This window comes from Pseudoalteromonas sp. SR45-1 (assembly GCF_014163655.1).
GTDB classification, from domain to species: domain Bacteria; phylum Pseudomonadota; class Gammaproteobacteria; order Enterobacterales; family Alteromonadaceae; genus Pseudoalteromonas; species Pseudoalteromonas distincta.
Map to the genome: position 1 here is coordinate 224473 of NZ_JACJDR010000003.1, position 26581 is coordinate 251053.

Genomic DNA, 26581 nt, shown 5'->3' on the forward strand with positions numbered 1-26581 from the left:
CCTATTAGGCTGTGCCAATTGAAGAGCCTTTAGTTTGAGTATGTGGCTCAAACCAAAGGTTTTTAGCTTAAAGTTATATAGGTGTCTGATTTAAGCTTCAATTTTACAGAGGCTCAAAATAACCTATTTATTTAAGGATGATTTTTTACAATAGTCATCGAGTATCAAGTTAATCTCGTTTGCAGGCATAGGTTTTGAAAATAGAAAACCTTGCAAGTAGTCTATGTTTAGTTCTTTACATAGCTGATGTTGGGCTTTCGTTTCGATTCCTTCAGCTACCACAAAAAAATCTAATTTTTTTAGCATTAAAGATAAACTCTCGATTATTTTTAATCGCTTATTATTTTCTCCATCCAACGACTGCATGCTTTTGTCTAATTTTACTATATCAATAGGGTAAGATATTAGATGAGATATGGATGAGTACCCCATACCAAAATCGTCCAAAGCAATCCTAAATCCCTTGTTAGACAAAGAAGTTAATATCTCAATCACTTCTTTACTATTTTCCATAAAAGCTGTTTCTGTTATTTCAAGAATAATACTGTTGGTTTTTAAGTTGTATGTTTTGACTGTCTCTAATAAATAGCTCTCTAAAATCTCTTTTTGTAGCTGAATAGGTGAAATATTAATAGATAGTGTTAAGGGAGTTTCATAGCTTTGCTGCCATAAAGATAACTGCTCTAAAGCGCTCGCAATTATCCATTTTCCAAGAGGGGCTATTAATCGGCACTCTTCAGCAATAGGAATAAATTCATCAGGAGTATAATGAATGGTTGTACCTGGCCAACGGATAAGGGCTTCGACACCTGTCATTATTTGTGTTTTTGAACAATAAACAGGTTGATAAAATAGCCTAAAGTTTTTTTCCTCTATATGCTCTTTTATACTATTTTGAATATCTACTCGGCGACTAAATTCGTACTGATATTGCTCTTTGTAAAAGCTAATTCTACTTTTACCACTTTGCTTTGAGCGATACATTGCAATGTCAGCACATTTTAGCAGTTCATGAGATTCAGTCGCATCGTTTGGGTATAAAGCACTTCCTATACTAACACTGCAATTTAAAGTTCTACCTTCATGCAAAAAGGGTTTAGACACTTCAGCTAGTATTCTATTTGCTATCATACCTATTTGATTAATATTGCAAATTCCACCTATTATAACTGCAAATTCATCGCCTCCTAAGCGTGCAAATCCTTCATTTTGTCTCAGGCAACTATGAATTCTTTCTACTGTTTGTATTAAAATTTCGTCGCCGACACTATGGCCAAGCGTATCATTAATATTTTTAAAGTTATCTAAATCTAAAGCAAGTAACGCCACGCAGTTTTTAGCACGTTTATTGTTAGCTATCATTACTTTTAGTATTTCTTCAAAATGATATCGATTAGACAAACCAGTAAGCTGATCCCGTTCTGCCATATGCTTTACAGCAAGATAACTGTTGTGCATACGTTGTTCTGCCTCGAAGCGTTTTTTGGCATATATAAGTGCTTTATTTAAACTATCCCTCGTTATATCACCTTTTGGTAAAAAGTCTTGAGCGCCTGCTTCTATACACTCAATAGCCAAAGCTGAGTTCTCTGAGGAGCTAATCATGATAATTGCGGTGTTACCGAGTTTAGGCTTTGCACGCATTTCAATTAGCATTTCAATGCCATCTTCTTTAGGCATATTATAATCGAGTAGTATTATATCAAAGTGCGTGTCTTCAATGGCTTTCAAGCCCTCGGGTACGCACGTTACTTCGGTAATGTCATGATGATGAGAGCCATCAGAAATAAGCATTTTTTTAATTAATTTGCGATCAACTAAGTCATCATCAACAATTAAAATATTCATAAGTTCCTTCTAAGAGCAGCATCTACATGATGCTCGTTTATAATTGATAATTTCATAGTTAAACTTTGGGCCAAAAAATAGTGAATGTACTGCCAAGCTTTCCATCGGAGGCTACTTCAATTTTGCCCCCATAATTAATAATGAGCTTATTGGCAATACAGAGTCCGATGCCGCTCCCTTCAACATCATCTCGAGATTGCAATGTCTGAAATAACTTAAATATGAGTGAAAAATATTTAGGGTTAATTCCTGGACCATTATCTTTTATTTCAATAATGTAATATTGATTAGAGGGGATAAGTGAAATGTCGATAACCGAGTGCTCTTTATTGTTATGTTTTATTGCATTACTAATAAGATTTTGAAAAACAGTTTTAAAAGGGATCAGTGGTATATCGAGTACTTCGTTATTGGCGTGTATATCAACAGTGACAGCTTGTGGAACTTCTAAAATTTTTTCTATATCTTGGTAAAGACTTTCTAAAGATATGTTTGCCAGAGTTGAATCACAGCTATTTATTCTCGAGTAGCTTAGTAAATCTTCTAGGAGTACTTGCATTCTATTAGCTCTGCTGAACACAAGCTGAAAATTTTCTAGGTGCTCTTGAGGGAGTAAATCTTTGCAATCATCATAAACCCATTCTAATAAACGTTTTATAGCATTTAATGGTGACTTTAGATCGTGAGAAGCAATACTGGTAAATTCATCAAGTTCATCGCTCATTTTTTGTAATTTTTTAATTAAGCGATCTTTTTCAGTTTCGTCTTTTTTGTTTTGCTCGCAAATTGTTGAGTTAAACTTAGCACTGTTTATTTTATCTAATAAGTTTTTACGTTGGACTAACTGATTTACAAAGTTTTTTTGTAAACTATTTAAAATTGATTTTTCTTTTTCTGTAAGTAGTGAATCACTTGCTCGCTCGAATATCAACCATCCAAACTTAAGGTTTGAGGGCAATATAATAGGCGATATAACTCTAAATATTTTAAGGTCATGCTCAATAATCGATTCATTAAAAATATCATCAGCTAGTTGCTCTTTAGCTACTGCTATTTCTGAACCTGATTTATATAGCTCAACGACACCTGAAGGCTGATTAGCAACAATAGAAAATGAGCTCGCATCAAAAATGTTTAAAATTAGCTCAGCAATGTTTTTCATGTTTGTTTGAATGTCATTATCAAGAGAAGTTGTTAATTGCTGCTCATCTATTAATGATACACCTTCTATATAACTCTCTACATTGGGCATTCAAACTCCTACAACAGTATTAAATATGCCTCATTAAAATGAGATGCAACAAATGATTAACTTATTGTAGTTGATTATTTTGAATGCGTTGAATAATTTGCATTATAAATAGACTTCAAATTAGGGTTTTACCTTATTATAGTCAGCAGGTTATGAATCAATTTTAAAATAAGGCAAAACTCAATCTGGGTGTGAAATTTGTAACTTAATAAATAACTATTATTTAGGGTAGTGGTATTACTAAAGATCAACATGCCCAAGTAAAAAGAGCATATTTAATCGCTCATTTGTACAATTGTTTGCGCTACGCTAAATAAGGTTTTATGCGTATCCATTGCTTGTTTTTGTAGCTGTTTATGGGCTTGCTCTTCGGTGAGCTTTAACTGCTCAATAAGTATGTACTTGGCTTGGTGAATTACCTTTTGCTCACTAATAACTTTTTTAGCGTCAAGTAACGCTTGGTTTATTTGTTTTATATGCTGGCTTTGCTCGATAATTAAATCATACATAGTTTTATTACTGTTGAGCTTATCGGCCGCTATATTTTGGTTTACTTCTGGCTCTGGTTGCTTAATGGCTAATTGGCCAAAAGTAGGGGCTATGTGTTGCTCTGCCATATTGTTAAGTACTTGCTTATTTGTATTTAAACTACGTTGAGCACAGGCTATTTGCATTGCTGCAGTATCAATTAATTGATCTGCTATATTTTGTTCAATTTTGTGCATTATATCTATGCGCGTAGTGGTTACTTCGTACCATACTTCGCTTAGTTGCGAGAGCGGTTGAGCATTCTCGTCATCGAGTTTTTGCAGTAAACTTCTAAGTTGCTCTACCTGATTATTAACCTGATGTGTTGTTAGTGTGGCAAAGCATTTTAAAAGGTGCGCATCGGCGTACTCATTAAAAAAGTCAAAGCTGTGGTTTTGCTCTTGTTCAAAATGCGCGAGTTGTTGTTTTTGCTCAGTGGTAAATTTACTCGCTGCAAATGCTTGTGCACCACAGGCGCGCTCTTGTCCTGCGTACTCTTTACCTTGCATAAAATTGAAAAATGCGACTAACAAACGCGTTATTTTAGGATCGCTTGCGCCATCTGCTGCCTCTAAAATAATATTGAGTAAACTAGCAATTAACTGAGTGAATGACTGCGTAGCATGCACTGCACTAATGTTTTGTTGTGCTATTTGATTGCGTAGTTCGGGCAATGCGTCAAGTGTTTGCAGGCTATAGGTAATTAAATTAAATAACCGAGTATGACCAGTATCGGCGTTGTCGTTTATAAATGTTTGTTTAAGAGAATCATAAAATGCAGTTTGTGCGCTGCTGCTTAAAGGGATTTGTTCTTGTAATTGGGTTTTAAATCGCTCGCGATTTGAGGCCAAAAATATATTACTCATTGCACGTTCTTTTTGTAACTGATGTACAAAATCGCCTAATTTAGTAAGCGAGGCACAACTGTTTTGTAATTGCTTTAGCGCGTGTATTTCTTGATACTTAGCCGCTAATAAAAACTGTTTTGTGAGAGGATTGCTTGTCGCCATTGGTATTATTCCACACTTTTTTGTTTTTAAAGTGCAACCACTGTTCCAATCATTAATAAATTTCATCATTGAATTTAAAATCAAGCTAATACAATTGCTTAAAGTGTTATTTTTGTTTTTCACTTTGTTTCTATAATTTAACTTACCATTACTTTTAACTTATTTGGTGCATTTAAGTATGTTATTGCACACAACTTGAACCCAAATTAAAAACAAAAAAAGCGCCTACTCCTGGGGAGGTAGTAAGCGCGAAAAGTGCATTATTCATTTTACGTCATGCGTTAACATTTACACTGTTTAGTAACTCAGGACTAATAGCCATTTTATGATTTATTACTTCGCCAATCATAATTAGGGTAGGGCCTTGAAGGTTGTGTTTAGCATGCTCATTTACAATCAGTTCAAGCGTACTAGTAATTACCTTTTGCTTAGCGGTAGTGGCATTCTCTATTAGTGCAATGGGTGTATTACTTGGCCAGCCCACTGATTGCAAACCGCAGCTTAGCGTTTGTAAGCGCGAAAGCCCCATATAAACCACTAAAGTGGGGTTGTTGTTTGCAGGCATAAACGCGTAATTTTGCCAATGAGGTTGCTTGTTAGGATCGGCAAACTGCGCTGTTAAAAATGTAACACTACGCGCTACATCGCGTGCAGTGAGCGGAATACCCGTATAAGCGGACGTAGCACAAGCCGTTGTCACACCCGGAACAATAGCAAAATTAATATTATGCTCACTAAGCGCATCGGCTTCTTCGTTAATACGTGCAAATATACTCGGATCGCCGCCTTTTAAACGCACTACGTTTAAGCCTTGTTGTGCGTATTTAACCAGTAGTTCGCAAATGTTAGCTTGGGTCATCGAATGTTTACCCGCACGTTTACCTACAAATACTCGCTGTGCTTTTTTAGGAAGCGTTTTTAATAAATCATCGCTTACTAACCAATCGTATAAAACAACATCGGCGGTATTAATTAAACGCTGCGCTTTTACTGTAATTAGCTCTGCGTCTCCTGGGCCCGCACCAATTATATAAACGTTGCCGCTTTTGACGCTGCGACTATTTGAGCTTGTTAGCTTAGTAACAAGCTTATTTAGCCACACGTTTTCAATACCCGAAAAATAAGACAGTACACTCATACTATTCCCCTAAGCCACTGCTGTTGTAACTTTTGGTTCAGCGCTTATAAATACACTGCCGTCTTCAATTTTTGCATTAAAAACCGGTAGGTGTATTGCTTCTGCTTCTAAACATTCGCCTGTTTCTAGGCAAAAGTGTTGCTTATATAAAGGCGATGCGACAACTAATTTATTGTCGACTGAGCCAATAATGCCACGCGACAATACATTGGCTTTGCCAATCGGGTCGTAGTTGCTAATGGCAAACACAGCCGTTGGATTTTGTGGAATGTAAAAAATAGCCACTTGCTGATTATTAACTAATGCGCATACGCCGCTATTAGCCACTAGGTTGTCGATTGTTCCAATATTATGCCAAGACATCAGCTTGCTCCTGTTCAACTTCCATTACTGGAATACGGTTTTGTGTATTACGTTGCTCACGTTTTTCGGCTTCTGTAGCAGGGCGAATTTGGTTACGCTCTTGCACAAACAAAATGTTGTCGTCGGTTTCGGGGCTATTAACAAACTGGCGGAATCGTTTGGCAGCATCTGGGCTTTCAATCGCTTTTTTCCATTCACACGCATAGGTTTGTGTAATTAATTCCATTTGCGCTTCTAGCTCGTCGCAAATGCCTAAGCTGTCGTCAATTACTACGCTTTTAAGGTAGTCTAAACCGCCTTCAAGGTTTTCCATCCATACCGACGTACGCTGCAATTTGTCAGCCGTTTTAATGTAAAACATAATTACGCGGTCTATGTATTTAATTAGTGTTGGCGTGTCTAAATCGGTCGCAAATAAATCAGCATGGCGAGGGCGCATACCGCCATTACCACACACGTATAAGTTCCAGCCATTTTCGGTGGCTATAATGCCAATATCTTTACTTTGTGCTTCGGCGCATTCGCGGGTACAACCCGATACCGCCATTTTAAATTTATGCGGTGCGCGTAACCCTTTGTAGCGGTTTTCAATTTCTATTGCGTGTCCAACGCTATCTTGCACACCATAACGACACCACGTACTACCCACACACGATTTAACAGTTCTAAGAGACTTACCATAGGCATGACCGGTCTCAAATCCGGCTTCTATAAGTCGCTCCCAAATAACAGGAAGCTCTTCTAAACGCGCACCAAATAAATCGATACGCTGACCACCAGTGACTTTGCAGTACAGGTTAAAGTCTTTGGCTACTTGTCCAATTACAATGAGTTTGTCGGGTGTTATTTCGCCGCCAGCAATACGCGGTACCACAGAGTACGAACCATCTTTTTGCATATTTGCTAGGTACGTATCGTTAGTGTCTTGCAAACCAACATGAGCGGGCTCTAAAATAAAGTCGTTCCATGTTGAGGCTAAAATAGAGCCAATGGCAGGTTTACATATTTCACAGCCATGACCGCTGCCGTGTTTAGTTAGTAAGTCATCAAACGTTTTAATGCTTTCTACTTTTACCATGTGCAATAGTTCTTGGCGTGAATACGCAAAGTGCTCACATACATGGTTGATAACTTCAACACCACGACTTGCTAATTCGTTATCAACAACTGATTTTAGTAACGCAGCACAACCGCCACAGCCGCTTGCTGCTTTAGTGCATGATTTTACCGAGGCTAAATCGCATGAGCCGCGATCGATTGCACCTACAATGTCGCCTTTACTCACATTGTGACACGAACAAATAGTGGCGGTGTCGGGTAGGGCACTGCCAGATAACGACGACGCGCCGCCGCTATCTGGTAAAATTAAACACTCAGGGTTTTCTGGTAAGTCCATGTCGTTAAGTATGTACTGCAATAAAGTATCGTAGTCGCTGGTATCGCCAACTAGTACAGCGCCCAGTAATTTATCGCCTTTTTCACTTAGTATGATTTTTTTATAACAGCCGCGAATAGCGTCTTGGTATATAAGCTCTTTACAGTCAGGCGTTTTTGCATGAGCGTCGCCAATTGAGCCTACTTCTACGCCTAACAACTTAAGTTTAGTGCTCATGTCGGCACCTAAAAACTCAAGCTCGCCACCACTTAATTGGCTCGCTGCAACGCGCGCCATGTTGTAACCCGGTGCGACTAAGCCAAATAGTTTTTTGTCCCACAGGGCGCATTCCCCAATGGCTAAAATATCAGGATCAGATGTTTGGCATTGGTTATTAATAATAATACCGCCGCGCTCACCGAGTTCTAAATCAGCAATTTTGCCGAGTTGGTCATACGGGCGAATACCAGCAGAAAACAAAATTAGGTCTGTTTCTAAAAATGACTCATCCGAAAAATTTAATCTAAAGCGACTGGTTTCGCCTTTTACTATTTCACTGGTTGCCTTTGATGTGTGTACCGTTACGCCAAGTTCTTCTATTTTATTTTTTAGAAGCGTACCGCCTTGTCCATCAAGCTGAACAGCCATAAGCTGCGGTGCAAATTCAACTACGTGGGTATCAAGTCCTAGTTGCTTAATCGCATTTGCGGCTTCAAGCCCTAACAAACCACCGCCAATAACTACACCACTTTTACTTACAGCTGCACTGGCTTTTATTTGTTCTAAATCTTCTAATGTGCGATACACCAAACAATGGGGTTGGTCGTTACCTTTTATAGGCGGCACAAATGGGAACGAACCTGTAGCGAGTATAAGTTTGTCGTACGGGTATTGCTCACCGGTTAATGTGGTCACTATTTTTGCTGATCTATCAATGTCTTCAACCCATTGGCTGGTATGCACATTAATATTTAGTTGTTTATAGTTGTCGTGAGTGGTAAGTGCTAAATCGGCGGCTGTTTTGCCATCAAATACACTTGATAAATACACGCGATCGTATGCAAGATTTGCTTCTCCGCAAAGTACGGTAATGTCTGCGTTGGCATCGCTTTGGCGCATTTGCTCAACAAAGTGGTGTCCGACCATACCATTACCAATAATGAGTATTTTTTGCGAGGTTTGCATATGGCATTCCTTAAAGTGACGGTTTAAATACAAATAACAAAAAAGCCCGCCACAAATACGCATTAAGCATAATTGTGTGCGGGCTTCTTTGCCGATGGTTGCTAATAGCTATAGTGCCAACAACCTAAATTTTTGCCGTAAATAAAACTGGCTTGTTAATAGAGTGTTTGCAAAAACATAGCCAGTTTTTTAAGTTGTTGTTTAAATAGTATTTAATGTTTTTTTAGAGTGAATGAAAAACCCGTTTTGACATATGTTGGTGCGCGCCTAGCACTAAGAGGGTGCAAGTATTGTCATTGTATTGTGCATTATCAGTCTATAAAACACCCATTATCATTCATTGTGTATTGAGTTAAATTTAGCCCATAAAATACGCACACGAATTACAAGCAAAATGATAAACACAAATTCAATAGATGATTCCCCTTTTCACGAAGGCGAGTTGGCAATACAAGACAAACTCGGTAAACGAAAAATAATGGCAACATTTAGCAAACGTGGCGTGCGCTCATTTATGCCAGAGCAGCATAGTAAGTTTGTGGCTCAAAAGGTTACGTCGTTTATTCAGTTTTTATTTGAAAAGTTTGAAGCTAAGCCAAAAACAAAAAAGCCTAAAATTAGTTAAGTGATTTTAGGCTTTTTGGTGCAGGTTATTAAATTTATTTTAAAATAACCACAGGCACATCGCTGTTCTCGAGCATTTTAATGGTGTTACTGCCCACAAAAAACTGCCTTAGTTTAGAGTGCCCAAATGCACCCATTACAATTAGTTCTACATTATTTTGTTCTTTATATTGCATTAACGAGTCGAAAATATTGCCCTCTAAAAAGCTTGCCGACACTTCGAAGTCCATACTGATAAGCTTGTGCTGTGCATTAACAAATTTTTCTTCAAGGTCTTTTTCGTTGTTTTTAATACTCACTAAATGACAATGCAAACCATGTAACAAGCCGCCATCAATAACTTGTTGTAGCGCTTTGTCGGCTGTTTCGCGGCCGTCGTACGCAATCATAAATGATTTAGGTTGTTTAAATGTTTCAGGAATAAGCAAAATAGGTTGTGTTGCATTACGCACTAAGGTTTCTATATGTGAGCCCAGCACCGCAAAGCTATTACTATGTCCAGCACCATTTTGGCCAATAACAATAAGGCGTGTATCGTCTTTTAAGTCTATAACGGTATCGAGCAAATCACCGTGGCGCTTAATTAGTTCAAAATTAGTAACACCTGCCGATTTAGCATGCTCACTTACTGAATTTAATAATTCGTCAGCCATTTTTAAACTTACTTTGCAGCGTTGTTCGTCAAGCTTAGTCATTTCATCAAGAAGTGTTGACTGTGCACCAAGCCCAATACTACCAGAGTAGTCGCCGATATTAGTTTGCTGCGTTTTTTCAATTGTATACACAAAGCTAATTGGTTTATTTAGCTTTTTTGAAGCCCAAATAGCAGCATCGGTTACATTTTTAGTAATGGCTGAGCCATCTACATAGGTAATTATTTTAGTCATTGCATTCTCCTTAATGTCCGCCAAGTAGTTTTTCGACTTCTTCAGGGTTGTTATGCACACCAAATTTATCAATTACAGTTTCGGTTGCGCTATTCATACCAATAATACTAACCGTTGCGCCTTCACGCCTAAATTTAATAACCACCTTGTCGAGTGACGATACACCAGTTATATCCCAAAAATGTGCATGGGTTAAATCAATTACCACGTTAGAAACCGCATTTTTAAAATCGAACGATGCAATAAATTGCTCAGCTGAGGCAAAAAATACTTGGCCAACGACTTCATAGGTTATTTTATCGTTGCTTTCATCATGCTTGGTTTTAACCACCATAAAGCGACCAATTTTATTGGCAAAAAACAACGTAGCTAACAACACACCAACTAAAACGCCAATGGCTAGGTTATGCGTGGCAACAACCACAATAACGGTGGAAATCATCACAACATTTGATGAAAGCGGGTTCTTTCTTAAATCCTTAACAGATGTCCACGAAAACGTACCAATCGATACCATAATCATTACCGCAACTAATGCTGCCATAGGAATTAAACGCAGCCATTCATCTAAAAACACCACCATGATGATTAAAAATAAACCTGCAATAAAGGTAGAAAGCCTGCCGCGACCGCCCGATTTAACATTAATAATTGATTGCCCAATCATAGCGCAACCCGCCATACCACCAAATAAGCCTGCGCCAATATTAGCAATACCTTGGCCCTTACATTCTTTATTACGATCGCTCGTTGTATCAGTTAAGTCATCAACAATAGTGGCGGTCATCATTGACTCAAGTAAGCCCACAACAGCAAGACCAATTGAATACGGTAATACAATTTGCAGTGTTTCGAGTGTTAGCGGTACATCGGGCCATAAAAATATAGGTAGAGTGTCTGGCAGTTCGCCCATGTCGCCAACGGTTCTTATATCAAGACCCAAAAATATTGAAATCAGTGTAATAACAACAATACACACTAAAGGAGAGGGAAGTATTTTGCCAATAGTTGGAATATACGGAAATAAGTAAATAATACCTAAGCCCGCTGCGGTCATCGCATAAACATGCCAAGTAACATTAGTCAGCTCAGGTAACTGCGCCATAAATATTAAAATCGCCAGCGCGTTTACAAACCCTGTTACAACAGAGCGCGATACAAAGCGCATTAATTCACCGAGCTTTAAAAAGCCTGCAAATATTTGTAGTACACCAGTAAGTAAGGTGGCAACCAGTAAGTATTCCAAACCATGGTCTTTAACTAGCGTCACCATTAACAGTGCCATTGCACCGGTGGCCGCCGATATCATGCCAGGACGTCCGCCTACAAAGGCAATAATAACCGCAATACAAAATGAGGCGTATAAACCTACTTTTGGATCAACACCGGCAATAATAGAAAAGGCAATCGCTTCAGGTATTAGGGCAAGCGCCACAACAATACCAGCAAGCACATCGCCACGAACATTAGAGAGCCAATCTCTTTTTACGTGATCAAACATGTAATAAACCTAATTAGTTAGTTTCCCAAAGTATAGGGGAGTATTTTATTTAAATAACAGTGATTCTCGCGCAGGCGGCGATTAAGGTTGCACGTAACGTGCTGATGAAAAAGGGGAGTGGTTGCCTAGGGCGGCGTAAGTTTCAAGAAAAAAGCTCCTTTTGATTAGTTTATATTAATAATGTGGACGAATTATAAACATCACATATATATTAGCAATATGTTATTTGGCCTTAAAGACCAAACATTAATTTAATTATGCATTTGCTTATTTAAAACTCAAATGTAAAACCAAACTCTCTTAGTTTTTCGTATACGTTTATATCAAAACGGTACAAAGTAGCAGCTCGGTGAGCTACGTTGGTTTGTTTTTCTTTGCAGTTTATTAGTAAGTTCATTTTTTGGAACTTACGTCTAAAGTTAGGCTTATCGAGTGATTTATTTAAAATCGACTCGTAAATTCCTTGTAGCTCAAGCAAGGTAAACTTTTCAGGGAGCAGGCTAAAACCAATCGGCTCGTGCCTTACTTTATAGCGTAAGTAATCTAAGCCACTTTTTAAAATGTCGGCGTGGTCAAACATTAAAGGGAGAACGTTATTTACATCAAACCATTCACATTCTAAAGCATTGTCGCCGCTCACAAGATTGGTTTCTTCAAAGCGTACGAGCGAATAGTAAACAATGGTTATAATACGTCTAGCAGGGTAGCGGTCAACGTTACCAAACGCACCTAACTGATCTAAATAAAGGTTTTCAACACCAGTCGTACTTTTAACAACACGCAGAGCTGCTAACTAATGGTGACTTTGAAGCCGGTCTTGATTCATGGCAATCACGAGGCAGTGCTACTACTTCACTTGAAACAACCCAAGCTCACAGCGGGCAAAACCTATAATGTATCTGCGTGGGTTAAGTTATCTGACGATAACACAGCGGTATCGCCAGGAATTAAACTTACACTGCAAATTGAGCATGCGAGCACTGAATACCTCGAGCTAACCACTGTTACAAACGTAGTTGCAGGCGATTGGGTAAAGCTTTCGGGCACTTATACCCATTCAATAACAACCGAGGAAAGTGCGGCTTTACTTTATGTGGAGTCAAACGAACTGACTGCTGATTTTCATGCAGACGACGTATCGGTCATTTTGGTAGAACAATAAACCAAACTAAAAGTAATTAACCCCACATTTGATAGTCTGTATTTTTATACAGACTATCAAATGTGGGGTTTCATAAAAAGAAGTGCACTATGCTTTTATATAGTAATGAGTATCGCTTTAAAGCGACATATACCGTCATTATAAATACATTAGCACGATAACGCCGGTGCGTGAAAAGCTATATTAGTTTGACTCAAATGACGAAAGTTTCTTTTGAACGTTATTTCGCAATACATCGTCTATGTACTCATTAAATGCCTTATTACCGGTTATCACGGGGTTTCGTTGATCAGATTTACGATTTTTTAATGTATTAATTTGATTAATTAGATCATGTGAAAACGGGTGGTTTGAGATACTTCCATCAACATCGTTTTTGTTTGCAATTTTTTGAAAATAATTTAAAGAGTGCAAATAAGTTTGATTTGCTTCTTTAGTATCCGGTAAACCGGTACCTCCCCAAAGTGCAACTGTATGAGGTATGCCATTATCTGTAACAGGTATTATCAAAGACAACCCACCAGGCGTATGTCCTGGTGTAGCAAGTACAGTTAAATTAGTTTTACCTAAACTTATTTTTTCGCCATCGATAACTTGGGTGTAAGTGCTAGGTAATGGTATTTCGGTAGAAAAGTTACCGAAAGGATCAGTTAATACAGGTGCATTTGGATTATGGATGTAGTCCCACTCATTTTTTCTCATTAAAATTTTAGCGCCATAATGTGATTCAAAGTAGTGAGCGCCGCCATAATGGTCGCTGTGGCCGTGAGTAACTATTACGTATTTAATATCTTCAGGATTTAAGCCTAACTCTTTTAGTCCAGGAACAATCACATGTTTGGCATCGTGCGGAGTCCACATGGTATCGATTAAAATAATGCCCTCAGTTGTAGTGATAACAAAAGTGCCTACGCTGATATATCCTACAAAATAAAGGTTATCAAATAGCTGAGTGGGTTCAACAACAGTGGTATTGAACAAATCACTAGAGGTTAGCGAGGAAGGTAATTTATTTAATCTAGTACTTATTTTATCTTCACTCAATTTTGTAATATTACCGTTATTTGATGTTGTGCAGCCGCTCAGTAAGTAAGTTATTACTGTAATCGAGAAAATGCCTAAAAATGTTTTTTTCATATTTTACACCTTAGTTAATTAGGCATATTAAAAGCCCAAGTAATAAACTTTCGTACGCCGTTTATTTAATTATTAAATACAGGGTATGAACTCAAAATTAAAATTTAATGGATAAAACAACCTTAGCCTTTGTTTGTTTAGAGATCGAGTTTGTTATCTTTATCCTAAATGAGAGATGCGAAAGCATTAGTCATTTTGTAAATGAGGGTTTGAATAACGATAGAAGCGAATATATCGTTATTCATTGTATTTAAAATAGCTCTAGGTTACTTACTATCCTAGGCGTTTATATCATTGACTCGGTTAATTATGATATTAATTAAAAAAGCACATAAAATAACGGCAGGTATTGCATTGGCAACACTGTCGTAAACTACATGAAAAAATGTTGCACCAGCCATAATAACTAACAAACCACTTGCAGCTATAATGCTTAGTTTTTTTATCCAAATAGCAACAGCACCTGCAAGTTCACTTGCACCAATAAAATAGCCAAACCAAGCAGGTAAACCCATGAGTGCAAAAGATAAGTGCATTTGCTCAACTCCTGCTAGTTTTGCAGAGCCTGCAGCTATAAAGGCAAGTGTTGTTAATCCTAGTGATGTATACATAAAAATTCTTTTTACTTTTGTGCTCATGTTATTCCCAACTTTAATAAGAGTGATTTAAGCAGATGCTTAGCTTTTGACGTTAGAATAATCACAGTTCTTATTAATTAATATTGAATGTTTTTTTATAAGATATAAACTTTAGCTTTACATGTTTGGCGTAAATTATGAAATTAGAACAGCTTAGTATGTTTGTTACTGTTGCTCAGGTTGGATCATTGAGTGAAGCAAGTGCTCTTTTACACAAAACTCAACCAGCTATAAGCCAAGGTATTAAGCAACTAGAAAATACCCTTAACTTTGCCTTATTTAGTCGTAATGGTTATCGGTTAGAGCTTACCAGTGCAGGAAAAACTATGTTTCATAAGGCTATGAAATTGCTAGATGATGCAGCACAACTTAAACAAGTTGCACACCACATAGCACAGGGGAACGAGGTAAGTATAACGATTGCAATTGAAGCATCATTTAATTTAAAAGGTATTTTACCATTACTAAAAAATATGCAAAATCAGTTCCCTGAAACTCAAATAATAATCAGGCAAGAGTACATAACAGGTGCAATTGAAGCCTTACTTGATGGCTGTGCCGATCTGTGTATAACACCAACAATGGAATTTTCTGCACAAGAAGAGAAAATTGAAAAGCATTTGTTAAATAGCGGCTCATTAATCAATGTAGCTTCCCCTTTGTTGTTAAAGCGAAATCCAAACCTAAGGCAAGCCACTGATTTGTTGAACGAATACCAAATAATTGTGCAGGACTCAGGCACTGGTTCAAAAAACATAGAGTGGGGTGTACAGCAAGGTCAGCGACGATGGTATGTAAATGACTTTCCAACTAAAAAAATGCTTATCGAAAGTGCAATGGGTTGGGGCAAATTACCAGGTTATTTAGCTGATGAAGGTATTGCAAATAATACTCTGAAAATGCTGTCACTTAGTGATGTGCAAAATATAACGCCTCTAAAATATTACACTATTAAGAAAAGGGGAGAAGTGTTGGGACCTGTAGGAGAGGCCGTGTGGGAGCAATTTAAAAACTATCAGATATAACAATTACATATATGTGAAAAACGTATTTAAGTGTTTATATTGAGGTAATTTTGCAGCTTGTAAAATTAACGAAGGATTGGTTGTTGCATCAACCGGTTGTAGGGCTTTGATTGACTCTACATCGCCACTGTCGGCAACGACCGTGGTTACTTTTTTGAGTTGTTCTAACAAGTTCATAATGATGTACGCCTCGGCTTTAAAACCGAGGCGATGTCCTTATACGTAGCGGTTAACAATATTCTCAAGCAGCTCTTGTCGGCCAGAAACTTGCTTAGGATAGATGTCGTTTTCGTGTACTAACGCAGCAAGGCTCTCAAGTGATTGTTCACCTTTTAAAATGCTTTGGCCTAGGTCTTCTTTCCAACCTGCGTAACGTTTTTCTACAAAGTCAGAAAGCTCGCCGCCTTCAATCATTGCTGCTGCATTGAGTAATGCTTTTGCCATCGTATCCATACCACCAATGTGACCGATGAATAAATCATCGCGTTCACACGATTGACGACGAAGTTTAGTATCAAAGTTAAAGCCACCGGTTGTAAAACCGCCATTCTTTAAAATTTCGTAAACGACAAGTGTTCACTCAGCTACATCGTTAGGGAATTGATCTGTATCCCATCCGTTTTGCATATCACCACGGTTAGCATCAATACTACCCATAATACCTTTAGCGCAAGCAACGGCAATTTCGTGGTGGAAGCTATGACCTGCAAGTGTTGCGTGGTTTGCTTCAATGTTTACTTTAATTTCGTCTTGTAAGCCGTGCTTGTGTAAAAAGCCTGCAACCGTTGCTGTATCGTAATCGTACTGGTGCTTAGTTGGCTCTTGTGGTTTTGGCTCAATTAATAATGTGCCTTTAAAACCAATTTTTTTCTTGTGTTCTACAACCATTTTCAAAAAGCGTGCGTATTGCTCGCTTTCTTGCGCAAGGTCTGTATTTAGTAGTGTGTCGTAACCTTCACGACCACCCCAAAGTACGTAGTTTTCGCCGCCTAAACGATGCGTAATTTCCATTGCATGTTTAACTTGCGCTGCTGCATATGCATACGTATTAGGATTAGGGTTTGTTGCACCACCGGCACAAAAACGTTTGTTTGAGAACAAGTTAGCAGTACCCCACAGTGGCTTTACACCAGTGCGTTGCATTTCTTTTTAGATAATGTTAGCTATGTGCGTTACGTAATCGAGGCTTTCTTGTAGTGTTTTGCCTTCAGGGGCAATATCAACATCATGAAAAATATTTGTATTTAAGTTTTTACACGAAACCAAAGGCAAAGAGCTTGAACAAATGAAAGGGTAAATATTACCCCTTTAATAAGCGCCAAAACTATTGTAATAGTTTGGCGCTTATTTTATTTATTTTCATATCTACAATGAAAAAGAGTGCTTATATTCATTTTTATTTTTCTATAAAAGACTCCTAATAGATAAAGTTATATTTAGGAGTCATTAATTTTCTAACTTGCACCGCAATAGTACCTTACATAAATTATGCTGGCTAAGTGGCCTTAATAATAGTTACCCTATTTGTATGGTTGTTTTAGCAAATTTAAGAGGTTGTAATTTAGGTTTTGCAAAACAATAAGCAAATGTCAGTGGACCTACTCTGCCAATCAGCATAAGTAAAATTATTATTAGCTGGCTTGGCATACTTAAATTACTAGTAAAATCACGAGATAGCCCTACAGTGCTCAATGCCGAAATTACTTCAAAAGTAATATCTAAAAGAGACGCTTGCTCGATTTTACTCATAATCATGATGCTTAAAAAAGCCGTAAATAAGTATAAAATTACAACACTCAATGCTTTTATCACAAGTTTGTCGCTTAGCTCTCTGTTAAATATGGTTACCTGTGGTTTTTGGCGTAAATAACTATACATAGCAAGTAGTAAAATAACAAAAGTTCCTATTTTAATGCCGCTTGCTGTACTTACCGAACCGCCACCTATTACCATTAATAACAATGTAAGCAATGTCGAGTCGGAACTGAGCTGGCTAATAGGTAAAGTATTAAAGCCTGCAGTACGTGGTGTAACTGCTTGAAACCAAGCAGCAATTACTTGCTCGTTAATAGGTAGGTTGGCAAGTGTGGCTGGATTTGAATATTCAAATAAAAAAATAAGCAAAAATGCACTGCAATTTATTACAGCACTTGCAATTAATACAATACGTGTATTAGTTGCTAATTTATGCCAGCGACGTTGTTGATATATATCTATTAAAACGGTAAACCCTAAGCCACCGATTATAAATAATGCACTGATAATAAGATTAACAGATACATCACTTTTAAAAGCCATTAAGCTATTACTATCGAGTGCAAACCCGGCATTGTTAAAAGCCGAAATAGTATAAAATAGACTTTGATAGGCGCTACCCGCAATACCATAGTCATCTACCCAGCTAATAAAAAGTAAGCAAAATGCTATAGTCTGAATTATTAGCGAGTAAGTTATTACACATCTAGCTACATGGATCACTCCATTTAAATCGCTTGTATCGAATGCTTGGCTTGCAAGTAAACGTTGTTTTAATCCTAAGTTTTTACCAATACTTAAAAATGAAATAACGGCTACGGTCATAAAGCCGATTCCTCCAATTTGAATAAGTACCATAACAACACATTGCCCAAATGTGGTTAGCGCAGTACCTGTATCAATAACAACTAAGCCTGTAACTGTAACCGCAGAGGATGCAGTAAAAAAAGCTTGAATAAAGCTAAGCGATTCAACACTTGCAAAAGGTAATAGTAATAAGCAAGTGCCTAAAATAATGAGAGCAAAAAAACCAGCAGTTAAAATTAAAGGGGGGTTAACAGGCCTTTTGAAATTTTTTAAACGGCGATTAAATTGCTTTGGAAGTACGTGTGCTTGCCAGTTAATCATAAAGCTTTAAACCGTTTGGTGAGTTTTGTTAGGTAATGTTTAGAGCCCAGTAATACAAGGCTATCACCATGGCGTAACTCGGTGTCGAGTGTTAGGTCTGTATTAAAATTATCATCTCGGCGTAAGGTGAGCGGTTTTATATCTGAGTTACGGTCTTTTAAAAGCCAGCCAATATTGCGCCCTGATAAATGTAAATCTATGGCAAGCTCAACAATAAATGTAGATTGTGTAAGCGCAAAATACTGGTTAACCATAGGGTAGTTAAGTGCATGTGCTACTCTGATACCCATTTCTTCTTCGGGGTGAATAATACGGGATACGCCAAGTTTACTTAAAATTTGATGGTGACTTTTAGAGCACGCCTTAACCCATATTTGTTTAACACCAAGGTTTTTTAAATGCAGCACGCATAAAATACTCGCTTCTATGTTTTCACCAATTGCAACTAATACAGCTTGGCAGCTGGTTAAGTCGAGTCGAGCAAGCTGTGTTTCATCACTAGCATCTAAAATGACAGTGTAATTTAACTGATTAGCAAACGTGTTAATGGTGCTTTCGCTTATATCGGCTGCGCAAACGTGATGCCCCTGATTAGCAAGCTCAAGCGAGGCGGTAACACCAAAACTACCTAATCCAATTACTGCAAACTGTGCCATGTGTGTTCCTATTAAAAAATACGACATAGCAAAGACTATGGAATTTTAAAAAAGAGTCACCCCATATCAATTAAGCTTTATAAACATTTAACACTACAGCCAAAAATCTTTATAAAAACTTTATACACAACGTATTAAAAAGCAGTAACCTATAAAAAGAGAATTTTATGGGAGTGCACAAATGGGTATTAATAAATGGCTTAAGCCGCTTTTATTAACAACAATTGCGCCTATTTTTATTGTGCTGGCTATTTTTCCAGTTCGAGAGTGGCTAACGACCACCGACATTGTCATGTTGCAATTACTTTGGGTGGCATGGGTTGCGGTGCGTCAAAATGCAGCCTTAGCGGGGATTACAACGTTAGTTAGTGTGGCATGTACCGACTGGTTTTTTGTACTGCCGTACTTTACATTTCATATCGAAAAAATTGAATACTTAGTCACTTTTACTGTCATGCTTATAGTTGGCTTGATGATAAGCAAATTGGCGGGCGAGCTAAGTAAAAACGTTCGTGATACTCAGTTACATGCCAGCAATACACGATGTTTATATGAGTTAGCTAAGGCGCTTAATGGGCTTGATGATATAAACGCTCAGCGCCAAGTATTTACAATATCGATTAAAAACCATCTAGATATTACACTTCGTTGGAACAATAATACAATGGATAATGGAGAGTACTTTAATATCGAACAAAACACACAATGGGGCGGCTTTATTGCAGATGCCGAACTTAGTCCTGAAAACCGTGCATTTATAGATACGGCACTGTCTTTGTTGTTTCAGGTCCACGAAAACTCAAATCTTAGAAACCAGTCGGCATCGATGAAAGTACAAGCAGAGTTAGAACGTGCTAAAAATGCATTGCTGCGTAGTTTATCTCATGATCTACGCACGCCTTTGGCTACTATTATGGGCTCATCAAGCATGTTAGCTGACGAAAATATTGAGCTGAGTAAGGCATCAATTACAGAACAAGCAAAAAATATTTATGAGCAAAGTGAAATCTTAAATCAGCATTTTAATAAAGTGATGGAGCTTAGCCGGGTAAATAAAATAGGAGAGCAGCTAGCATGGCAAGCTATAAACGTACATACACTTATTACTGAGGCTAAAGCACGCAGGCAGCAGCAATTAAGTGGTTTTAACTTAGCGTTAGTCTTTGATAAAGCCACTTGTTGTATAGGTGATATAACACTTTTAGAAATCGCGCTTGCGAATATATTCGAAAACGCGGCACGTTACGGTGATGGAGCGGCGACAGTGGACTTTAATACTGAGCGAATTGCTAATATAACACACTATAAAATAGCCGTAAGCAATCTCATAGTTACTCATCCAAGCAGTTCGGATGAAGGAGTTGGGCTTGGTAGCGTAATTTGCGATGTAGTTGCTCAGTTTCATCAAGGCGAATTTGTATTAGCTATTGATGAGCTGACCCAAGTAGCCACAGCAATACTTAGCTGGAGTGCAAAGAATGATTAATGTATTGGTGCTAGAAGACTCACCTGCATTGCAAAGTTTTTTAAAAACATTACTAGGTGCCAGTGGCTATAACGTATCAATTAGTGCGAAAGGGCTTGATGGTTTTTCATTAATGAGTGAGCAAAGCTTTGACTTAGTGTTACTTGATTTGGGATTGCTTGATATGGATGGACAAGCTTGGTTACTTGAAGTACGACAATGGAGCCAAATACCAATATTAGTGCTTTCGGCTCGCGATGGCGAGGTGGAAAAGGTTACAGCCCTTGATAATGGGGCAAACGATTATATAACCAAACCTTTTAGTGCAAACGAACTTCTGGCAAGAATGCGTGTGCTACTAAGAGTAAATACACAGCCGAGTTTGGCACTGCAATGCGGTAGCATCATTATAGATCCGCATAAGCACACAGTTACGCTTAACAGTAGCGATGTAAAGCTCACTAATAAAGAATATAAAATTTTGCTTATGTTATTTCAAAATAAAGATAAAGTGCTTACTCATAATGCTATTTTAAGTCAGGTATGGGGGGAGCAATACATTAATAGACCTGAGTATATTCGTGTACATGTAGCGCAACTAAGACAAAAGCTTGAAGTAAACCCTGCAAGCCCTATTCATATCTTAACTGAGCCAGCGGTAGGTTATAGATTAGTTGGGTAGGCACTAAAAAATTATCGTCCTAAATTTAGCTATTTAGGACGATAAAGTTACACGTTTTCTAGTTTCGTTCCTTTGGTTTCTGTTACTAAGTAAATAACAAAAAGCACCGATATTAATGCGAAAAATGCATAGAGCGAATATGCGAGTACAAGCCCTCCAGCGGCTAGCAATATGGGAAAGGTAATAGTGACTAAAAAATTAGCCAGCCATTGAGCAAGCCCTGCAACTCCTAAGCCTAATCCTCTCATGCTATTTGGAAATATCTCGCCGAGCATTACCCACATTACGGGACTCCATTAAAGGTTAAAAAAGAATACATATAAGTTGGCCTTTACAAGAAAACCAAAGCAGCAAAATCTTGATTCCATACAAAAAATTAGTAATAACCGCTCATGGACATAGCCGAAGTTGATATAAAAGCTGAACATTCAGCTAACCCAATACAAAGCGAATTAAACCTGCTCTACAGAGTAGTGCTCTTTTTATTTCAGTGTGAGATACCCAAGTTAGTAATACTTATATAATGCGGCTTTTTCATGTGGCTGCATTAATCAATAAGCAATTGCTTAATAAGGCAACCTGCTTAATTCAGGAATTTAATATGAATACCTTAAAACGAATTCGCTTTATCATTGCAATGTTTATGAGCATAAGTATTTGTGCGAACGGGCAAGACTCAGCTGAACTTAATGAGCAAGCAAAAGCCACACATAATGTGATTGCAAAAACACAATTAGGGCTTGTTAAAGGGGGGTCTGTACTAGATACAAAAATGCCAGTTAATAAATTTTTGGGGATCCCTTATGCACAAGCACCTATTGCTAATTTACGCTGGCAGGGACCTAAAAGTGCGACTCAGTGGCGAGACGTGCTTGATGCAACTCAATATACCCCTGACTGTATGCAAACCACATTTCCTGGTGATTCGGCGCCCCTAAAAGGCTCATTGAGTGAAGACTGCCTTTACTTAAATATATGGGCACCAGCACAAGATATCACTCAAAAGCGCCCAGTTATGGTGTGGATACACGGTGGAGGCTTTGTCAATGGTGGTTCGTCAGCGGCTATTTATAGTGGTCAGTCGTTTGCCGAATCGGGCGTTGTATTTGTTAGTTTTAACTACAGGTTAGGGCGTTTTGGTTTCTTTGCTCATCCTGGGTTGAGTGAACAAAGCAAAAATACACCGCTTGGAAATTACGGCTTAATGGATCAAATCGCGGCCCTAAAATGGGTTAAAAATAACATTACCCATTTTGGTGGAGACGCTGATAATGTAACACTTTTTGGTGAGTCAGCTGGTGGTCGCTCGGTGAATTTTCATATGTTATCGCCCCAATCTAAAGGGCTTTTTCACAAAGCGATTGTGCAATCAGGGGGTGGTAGAAGTGATTCGACAGAGACGGTCGTATACTTAAATAAAAAAGGCACTAAAGGTAACCCTTCAGCTGAGGATGCTGGCATTCAATTTGCTAGAAGTGTGGGAATTAATACCAATGATATAAAAGCACTCGCAAAACTACGTGCTTTACCTGCAGAAAAGGTATTGAGCGGTTTGAATATGATGAACGCAAATACGCCTACTTACAGCGGGCCTATGATTGACTCATCTATTGTATTAACAAGTGACGAGGAGGGGTTTGCTCAAGCTCTACAAACAAAAGTTCCACTTTTTATTGGCAGTACGGATTTTGAGTGGGGATTTTTAAAAGACTACAATCCGAAAGGTGCTATTGCAATAGCCACAGAAACGCTCGAATCAGTGAACAATAAAGCTCAGTTTACTAAAGCGTATGCGCCATTTGTGCTAGCTAAAAATGGGGAGTTAAATTATCCACTGCTAGGCTCTATGATATTCGGTGATAAGCGTTTTGTAGAACCTGCGCGCTATATTGCAAGCAAAGCGAGTATGAGTGAACAGCCTACATGGCTTTATCGTTTTAATTACGTCCCTAGCCACTTAAAAGGCAAAGTTGATGGCGCATACCATGCCACTGAAATACCTTTTGTATTTAATACTCTTGCGCAAAATCCGTTAACATCGCAAAACGATTTTAAAATTGCCAGTGCAATGCACGCTGCATGGGTAAGGTTTGCTAAATACAGCAACCCGTCACCTAAGCAAGGCATTGCTTGGCCTAATTACAATGCTAAAGATAATAGAATAATTGAATTTAACGAGAACGGAAGTGAGGTAAAACAAGACCCACTTGAGAATCGCTTAAATGAGATAACCAATCTAATTAGCCAATAAACATTTATAGAGCCCGTATATATACGGGCTTTTATTGGCATAAATATTAAATTTTCATAACTAAAATTTATATTTTTAGAGCGTGTTGATATGTGTTTATTAAAAAATTAAACAAAGCATGTTTAGTGCATTTTAAGCATGATATTAGATTTTAATGTATTAACCATTTGGTCCGTCTGTTAGGCTGATTCAGTATGCTAAAAGCTGCATATGTGCCATTTAAATTAAACTCAAATACCACACAATAGCATTAAATCAAGGCGCAAACCCTGACCAAAGCGTTGCTGTTTACTTTTTAATTATTACGAAAAATTTCATTGATTCAGTAAAATTGCAGCTAGGTAAGCCGTATTTATTGGGTAGCAGACATGGCCTTAACGATTCAAATACATAGCTTATAGCTTAAAAGGAAAAGTTTAGGAGGCATATTATACAACTTGAATTCAATTGTTTTGATTCTGTGAAAGTTAAATTTCAGCAGCAAATCACCTCCAGATAAAATGTTGCCACTGAAATGTATGTTGCTTGGGTTAAATTTGTTACATATGGCAACCCATCACCTTATTTTACTCAAAATTTGCCACTACTTTCAGCGATAAAGAATGAAATTATTGAATTTAATCAGTTTTGGTAAGCTATCAAAAACGATCAGATAGTTAAGCGTTTAAACGATATAACTAAGTTAGTTAACTAATCGTATATATTAATAAATAAAGCCCATGTTACTAATATCATATGAGCTTATTATTTTAAGGGAACTTGTTTAAATTTTCTCGTATGGCATTCCCACATATTGGATTGCTATTACTTTTTTACCTTCTTCATAATTTAGATGAAAATCAAGGTCGGATGCCATGAATCGTTCAAGCGTTTTAGTCTCGTTTTCATTCATGTTGTCATCATCGTATTCATGCAGCATGTTTGACATCCACCATGAGAATCGCTCGGCGTGCCATACTCTTTTTAATGCTATTTCGGAGTATTTGGCTACCGCATCAGGTTCCTCACCATTGTATGTCTTATCTAGCAATTTGCTGAGGGTGGATACATCAGATGCTGCCAGATTAAGACCTTTAGCGCCTGTAGGTGGTACAATGTGAGCGGCATCGCCAACTAAAAATAAGCGTCCATCTTGCATTGGTTCACATACAAAGCTACGCAGAGGGGCAATACTTTTTTCAATGCTGGGGCCGGTAATCAGCATCTCAGCTACGTCTTCAGGTAAGCGTTTTTTAAGCTCAGTCCAAAATTCATCATCAGACCAATCTTCAATTTTATCAGTTAATGGCACCTGTAAATAATAACGTGAACGGGTTGAAGAGCGCATACTAGCTAAAGCAAAGCCTCGTTTAGTTTTACAGTAAATAAGCTCATCAGCAACGGGGGGAGTATCGCTAAGTAACCCAAGCCAGCCAAAAGGATAAATACGTTCAAATTCGTTACGTTTTTCTTTAGGGATAGATTGTCGAGAAACGCCATGAAAGCCATCGCATCCAGCAATATAATCACAGTCTAATTTATATTCAATACCATTTTGTGTAAACGTTACAAATGGGGAGTTTGAACTTTGCTCATGAATGGCAACATCACTAGACTCATAATAAGTCGTTGCCCCTATGTTTTGGCGCGCTTGCATTAAATCACGGGTAACTTCTGTTTGCCCGTAACACATAACGGTGCTGCCATTTGTAAGTGCCTTTATATCGATTCGATGACGTTGACCATAATGTGCTATTTCAAAGCCATCGTGAATGTGGCCTTCCTTTTTCATTCGCTCATCTACACCAGCTTCTGCTAGTAGACTCACTAATCCTTGTTCTAAAATACCTGCACGAATACGACCTAAAATATATTCGCCTGATGCGCGCTCTATAATTATGTTATCGATCCCCTTTTTAGCTAGAAGTTGACCGAGTAACAATCCAGAGGGCCCAGCGCCAATGATTGCTATTTTAGTTTTTAATGATTGCATTTTTATACTCGTTGAAAACATCGTGTTCTTTTATATTGCTCATTAGTTAATGTTTAAACCATTCACAATTGATGTCATCTGTTGTACTTTTGAGTCAAAGTTAATTTGAGTACACGTGCACATGAATAAAAAAATTCCATTTTATGACCTATACGGAGAGCCGTTTATTCGCCAAGAGCCAGGTGCTGTTCATGTTGAAGATATAGCTTATCGAAGCAGTGAGCTTAAATGGGAGATATCACCACATCGTCATAATAAGTTAGTTCAAATTGTAATTGTTTTTAATAACTCTTGGGCTGCGAGGTTAGATGAAAGAGAGTATCAACTGAATGGGGATTGGGGGGTAATTATTCCGGCTGGTGTTGTACATGGCTTTCATTTTAAACCACGCACACAAGGCTTTGTAATTTCAATAGACGACAGTTTTTTAGTAAGCAATTATGGTGAGACTAGCCTGAATCAATTGTTATTAAAGCCATTAACGGTTGAGTTTGAAAATGCAGCACGTTTAGTGCATTTAAAGCACTACATAGAGCTGCTAATGTATGAAATTAATTATAATGAATTAGGTGCGCCTATTGCCGTTGAGCAATTGCTAAAATTGATATTATTAAATATTTTTAGGCAAAAAAACACTACTCTTTTGGCAAGTAACGCCCGCAGTCGAGAAACAGAAATAGTCGTTAATTTTAGAAGCTTAATTGAGCTAAATTATACCTCACATATGACTATTCCTGACTACGCTGAGAAGCTACATATATCTACTTCAAAGTTAAACCGTATTTGTAAAAGTTTATTAAATGATTCTCCCAAAGCAATTGCTCATCAACGTCTGATCACTGAGGCAAAGCGACGTTTAATCTATACTACACAAACAATCGACGAAATAGCGCTTCATTTAGGATTTAAAGATAGCGCGTATTTTTGCCGTTTTTTTAAGTTAGCCACTAATACAACTCCAACATTATTCAAGCAACAGTCGAATATTAACTAGCTCGA

General features: G+C 37.8%; 21 protein-coding genes and 3 pseudogenes. 7 read left to right on the forward strand and 17 right to left on the reverse strand.

Annotation, left to right across the window (positions count from 1 at the left end; all coding sequences use genetic code 11):
• Nucleotides 1-123 precede the first annotated feature (123 nt).
• The 6 genes from H5089_RS05165 to nirB all read right to left on the reverse strand — a co-directional run bounded on the left by H5089_RS05165 (nucleotide 124) and on the right by nirB (nucleotide 8699).
• Nucleotides 124-1848, reverse strand: coding sequence for a GGDEF domain-containing response regulator (locus H5089_RS05165; protein ID WP_182711642.1), 1725 nt, complete (start codon nucleotides 1846-1848; stop codon nucleotides 124-126).
• A 58-nt stretch (nucleotides 1849-1906) separates the two neighbouring features.
• Entirely contained in the window at nucleotides 1907-3100 is a 1194-nt protein-coding gene (locus tag H5089_RS05170) for an ATP-binding protein (RefSeq protein WP_182711643.1), read from the reverse strand.
• Between the two features lie 275 nt (nucleotides 3101-3375).
• Nucleotides 3376-4638, reverse strand: a complete 1263-nt coding sequence (locus tag H5089_RS05175; RefSeq protein WP_024606321.1) for a nitrate- and nitrite sensing domain-containing protein — start codon at nucleotides 4636-4638, stop codon at nucleotides 3376-3378.
• Between the two features lie 274 nt (nucleotides 4639-4912).
• Nucleotides 4913-5776, reverse strand: a complete 864-nt coding sequence (cobA, locus tag H5089_RS05180) for a uroporphyrinogen-III C-methyltransferase (RefSeq protein ID WP_182711644.1) — start codon at nucleotides 5774-5776, stop codon at nucleotides 4913-4915.
• Between the two features lie 9 nt (nucleotides 5777-5785).
• Entirely contained in the window at nucleotides 5786-6139 is a 354-nt protein-coding gene (gene nirD / locus H5089_RS05185; protein WP_182693842.1) for a nitrite reductase small subunit NirD, read from the reverse strand.
• On the reverse strand, nucleotides 6126-8699 hold the full coding sequence (nirB, locus tag H5089_RS05190) for a nitrite reductase large subunit NirB (protein WP_182711645.1): 2574 nt from the start codon (nucleotides 8697-8699) through the stop codon (nucleotides 6126-6128). The genes nirD and nirB overlap by 14 nt, the downstream gene beginning before the upstream one ends.
• A 394-nt stretch (nucleotides 8700-9093) precedes the next feature.
• On the opposite strand from nirB, the gene H5089_RS20240 reads away from it, so the two are divergent.
• Nucleotides 9094-9324, forward strand: coding sequence for a hypothetical protein (locus H5089_RS20240; protein ID WP_259396045.1), 231 nt, complete (start codon nucleotides 9094-9096; stop codon nucleotides 9322-9324).
• A gap of 34 nt (nucleotides 9325-9358) precedes the next feature.
• Here the strand turns inward: H5089_RS20240 and H5089_RS05200 are convergent, their stop codons facing one another.
• The 3 genes from H5089_RS05200 to H5089_RS20245 all read right to left on the reverse strand — a co-directional run bounded on the left by H5089_RS05200 (nucleotide 9359) and on the right by H5089_RS20245 (nucleotide 12351).
• Complete coding sequence (locus H5089_RS05200) at nucleotides 9359-10210, reverse strand: universal stress protein (RefSeq protein ID WP_182711646.1); 852 nt, start codon at nucleotides 10208-10210, stop codon at nucleotides 9359-9361.
• A gap of 10 nt (nucleotides 10211-10220) precedes the next feature.
• Entirely contained in the window at nucleotides 10221-11711 is a 1491-nt protein-coding gene (locus tag H5089_RS05205; protein WP_182711647.1) for a SulP family inorganic anion transporter, read from the reverse strand.
• A gap of 271 nt (nucleotides 11712-11982) precedes the next feature.
• Entirely contained in the window at nucleotides 11983-12351 is a 369-nt protein-coding gene (locus H5089_RS20245) for an NrtR DNA-binding winged helix domain-containing protein (RefSeq protein WP_310735799.1), read from the reverse strand.
• Between the two features lie 216 nt (nucleotides 12352-12567).
• Here H5089_RS20245 and H5089_RS05215 point away from each other — a divergent pair, with 216 nt between their 5' ends.
• Nucleotides 12568-12873: a carbohydrate binding domain-containing protein gene (locus H5089_RS05215; protein ID WP_253947683.1), complete on the forward strand. Its 306-nt coding sequence runs from the start codon at nucleotides 12568-12570 to the stop codon at nucleotides 12871-12873.
• A 183-nt stretch (nucleotides 12874-13056) separates the two neighbouring features.
• Here the strand turns inward: H5089_RS05215 and H5089_RS05220 are convergent, their stop codons facing one another.
• On the reverse strand, nucleotides 13057-14010 hold the full coding sequence (locus H5089_RS05220) for an MBL fold metallo-hydrolase (RefSeq protein ID WP_024594959.1): 954 nt from the start codon (nucleotides 14008-14010) through the stop codon (nucleotides 13057-13059).
• A gap of 278 nt (nucleotides 14011-14288) precedes the next feature.
• On the reverse strand, nucleotides 14289-14621 hold the full coding sequence (locus tag H5089_RS05225; protein ID WP_240915869.1) for a DoxX family protein: 333 nt from the start codon (nucleotides 14619-14621) through the stop codon (nucleotides 14289-14291).
• Nucleotides 14622-14785: 164 nt separating this feature from the next.
• Here H5089_RS05225 and H5089_RS05230 point away from each other — a divergent pair, with 164 nt between their 5' ends.
• On the forward strand, nucleotides 14786-15673 hold the full coding sequence (locus H5089_RS05230) for a LysR family transcriptional regulator (RefSeq protein ID WP_182711648.1): 888 nt from the start codon (nucleotides 14786-14788) through the stop codon (nucleotides 15671-15673).
• 27 nt (nucleotides 15674-15700) lie between these two features.
• On the opposite strand, the pseudogene H5089_RS05235 reads toward H5089_RS05230, so the two are convergent.
• The 4 genes and pseudogenes from H5089_RS05235 to H5089_RS05250 form a co-directional block, all read right to left on the reverse strand.
• Nucleotides 15701-15853 (reverse strand): annotated as a pseudogene (locus H5089_RS05235) (transaldolase family protein); the annotation flags it as partial.
• Between the two features lie 36 nt (nucleotides 15854-15889).
• Nucleotides 15890-16906, reverse strand: a pseudogene (gene xylA / locus H5089_RS05240) (xylose isomerase); the annotation flags it as partial.
• Between the two features lie 282 nt (nucleotides 16907-17188).
• The gene (locus H5089_RS05245; protein ID WP_101163049.1) at nucleotides 17189-18556 is read right to left on the reverse strand and encodes a TrkH family potassium uptake protein; all 1368 of its coding nucleotides are present in this window, start codon (nucleotides 18554-18556) and stop codon (nucleotides 17189-17191) included.
• The gene (locus tag H5089_RS05250) at nucleotides 18553-19212 is read right to left on the reverse strand and encodes a TrkA family potassium uptake protein (protein ID WP_182672167.1); all 660 of its coding nucleotides are present in this window, start codon (nucleotides 19210-19212) and stop codon (nucleotides 18553-18555) included. Before H5089_RS05250 ends, H5089_RS05245 begins: the two co-directional genes overlap by 4 nt.
• 181 nt (nucleotides 19213-19393) lie before the next feature.
• Between H5089_RS05250 and H5089_RS05255 the strand changes: the two genes are divergently transcribed.
• Together H5089_RS05255 and H5089_RS05260 are read left to right on the forward strand one after the other, a co-directional pair.
• Nucleotides 19394-20698, forward strand: a complete 1305-nt coding sequence (locus H5089_RS05255) for a DUF4118 domain-containing protein (protein WP_182711649.1) — start codon at nucleotides 19394-19396, stop codon at nucleotides 20696-20698.
• Nucleotides 20691-21359: a response regulator gene (locus tag H5089_RS05260; protein ID WP_154903778.1), complete on the forward strand. Its 669-nt coding sequence runs from the start codon at nucleotides 20691-20693 to the stop codon at nucleotides 21357-21359. Before H5089_RS05255 ends, H5089_RS05260 begins: the two co-directional genes overlap by 8 nt.
• Nucleotides 21360-21406: 47 nt before the next feature.
• On the opposite strand, the pseudogene H5089_RS05265 reads toward H5089_RS05260, so the two are convergent.
• Nucleotides 21407-21697 (reverse strand): annotated as a pseudogene (locus H5089_RS05265) (MFS transporter); the annotation flags it as partial.
• A gap of 263 nt (nucleotides 21698-21960) precedes the next feature.
• Between H5089_RS05265 and H5089_RS05270 the strand changes: the two are divergent.
• A complete protein-coding gene (locus H5089_RS05270) occupies nucleotides 21961-23610 on the forward strand; it encodes a carboxylesterase/lipase family protein (protein ID WP_182711650.1) in 1650 nt (549 codons plus the stop codon).
• Nucleotides 23611-24373: 763 nt separating this feature from the next.
• Here the strand turns inward: H5089_RS05270 and pobA are convergent.
• Nucleotides 24374-25582 carry a 4-hydroxybenzoate 3-monooxygenase gene (gene pobA / locus H5089_RS05275; RefSeq protein WP_182711651.1) on the reverse strand — a complete coding sequence of 403 codons (1209 nt, stop codon included), beginning with the start codon at nucleotides 25580-25582 and terminating at the stop codon, nucleotides 24374-24376.
• Nucleotides 25583-25703: 121 nt separating this feature from the next.
• Between pobA and H5089_RS05280 the strand changes: the two genes are divergently transcribed.
• Nucleotides 25704-26576, forward strand: coding sequence for a helix-turn-helix domain-containing protein (locus tag H5089_RS05280; RefSeq protein WP_182711652.1), 873 nt, complete (start codon nucleotides 25704-25706; stop codon nucleotides 26574-26576).
• Nucleotides 26577-26581: the final 5 nt, after the last annotated feature.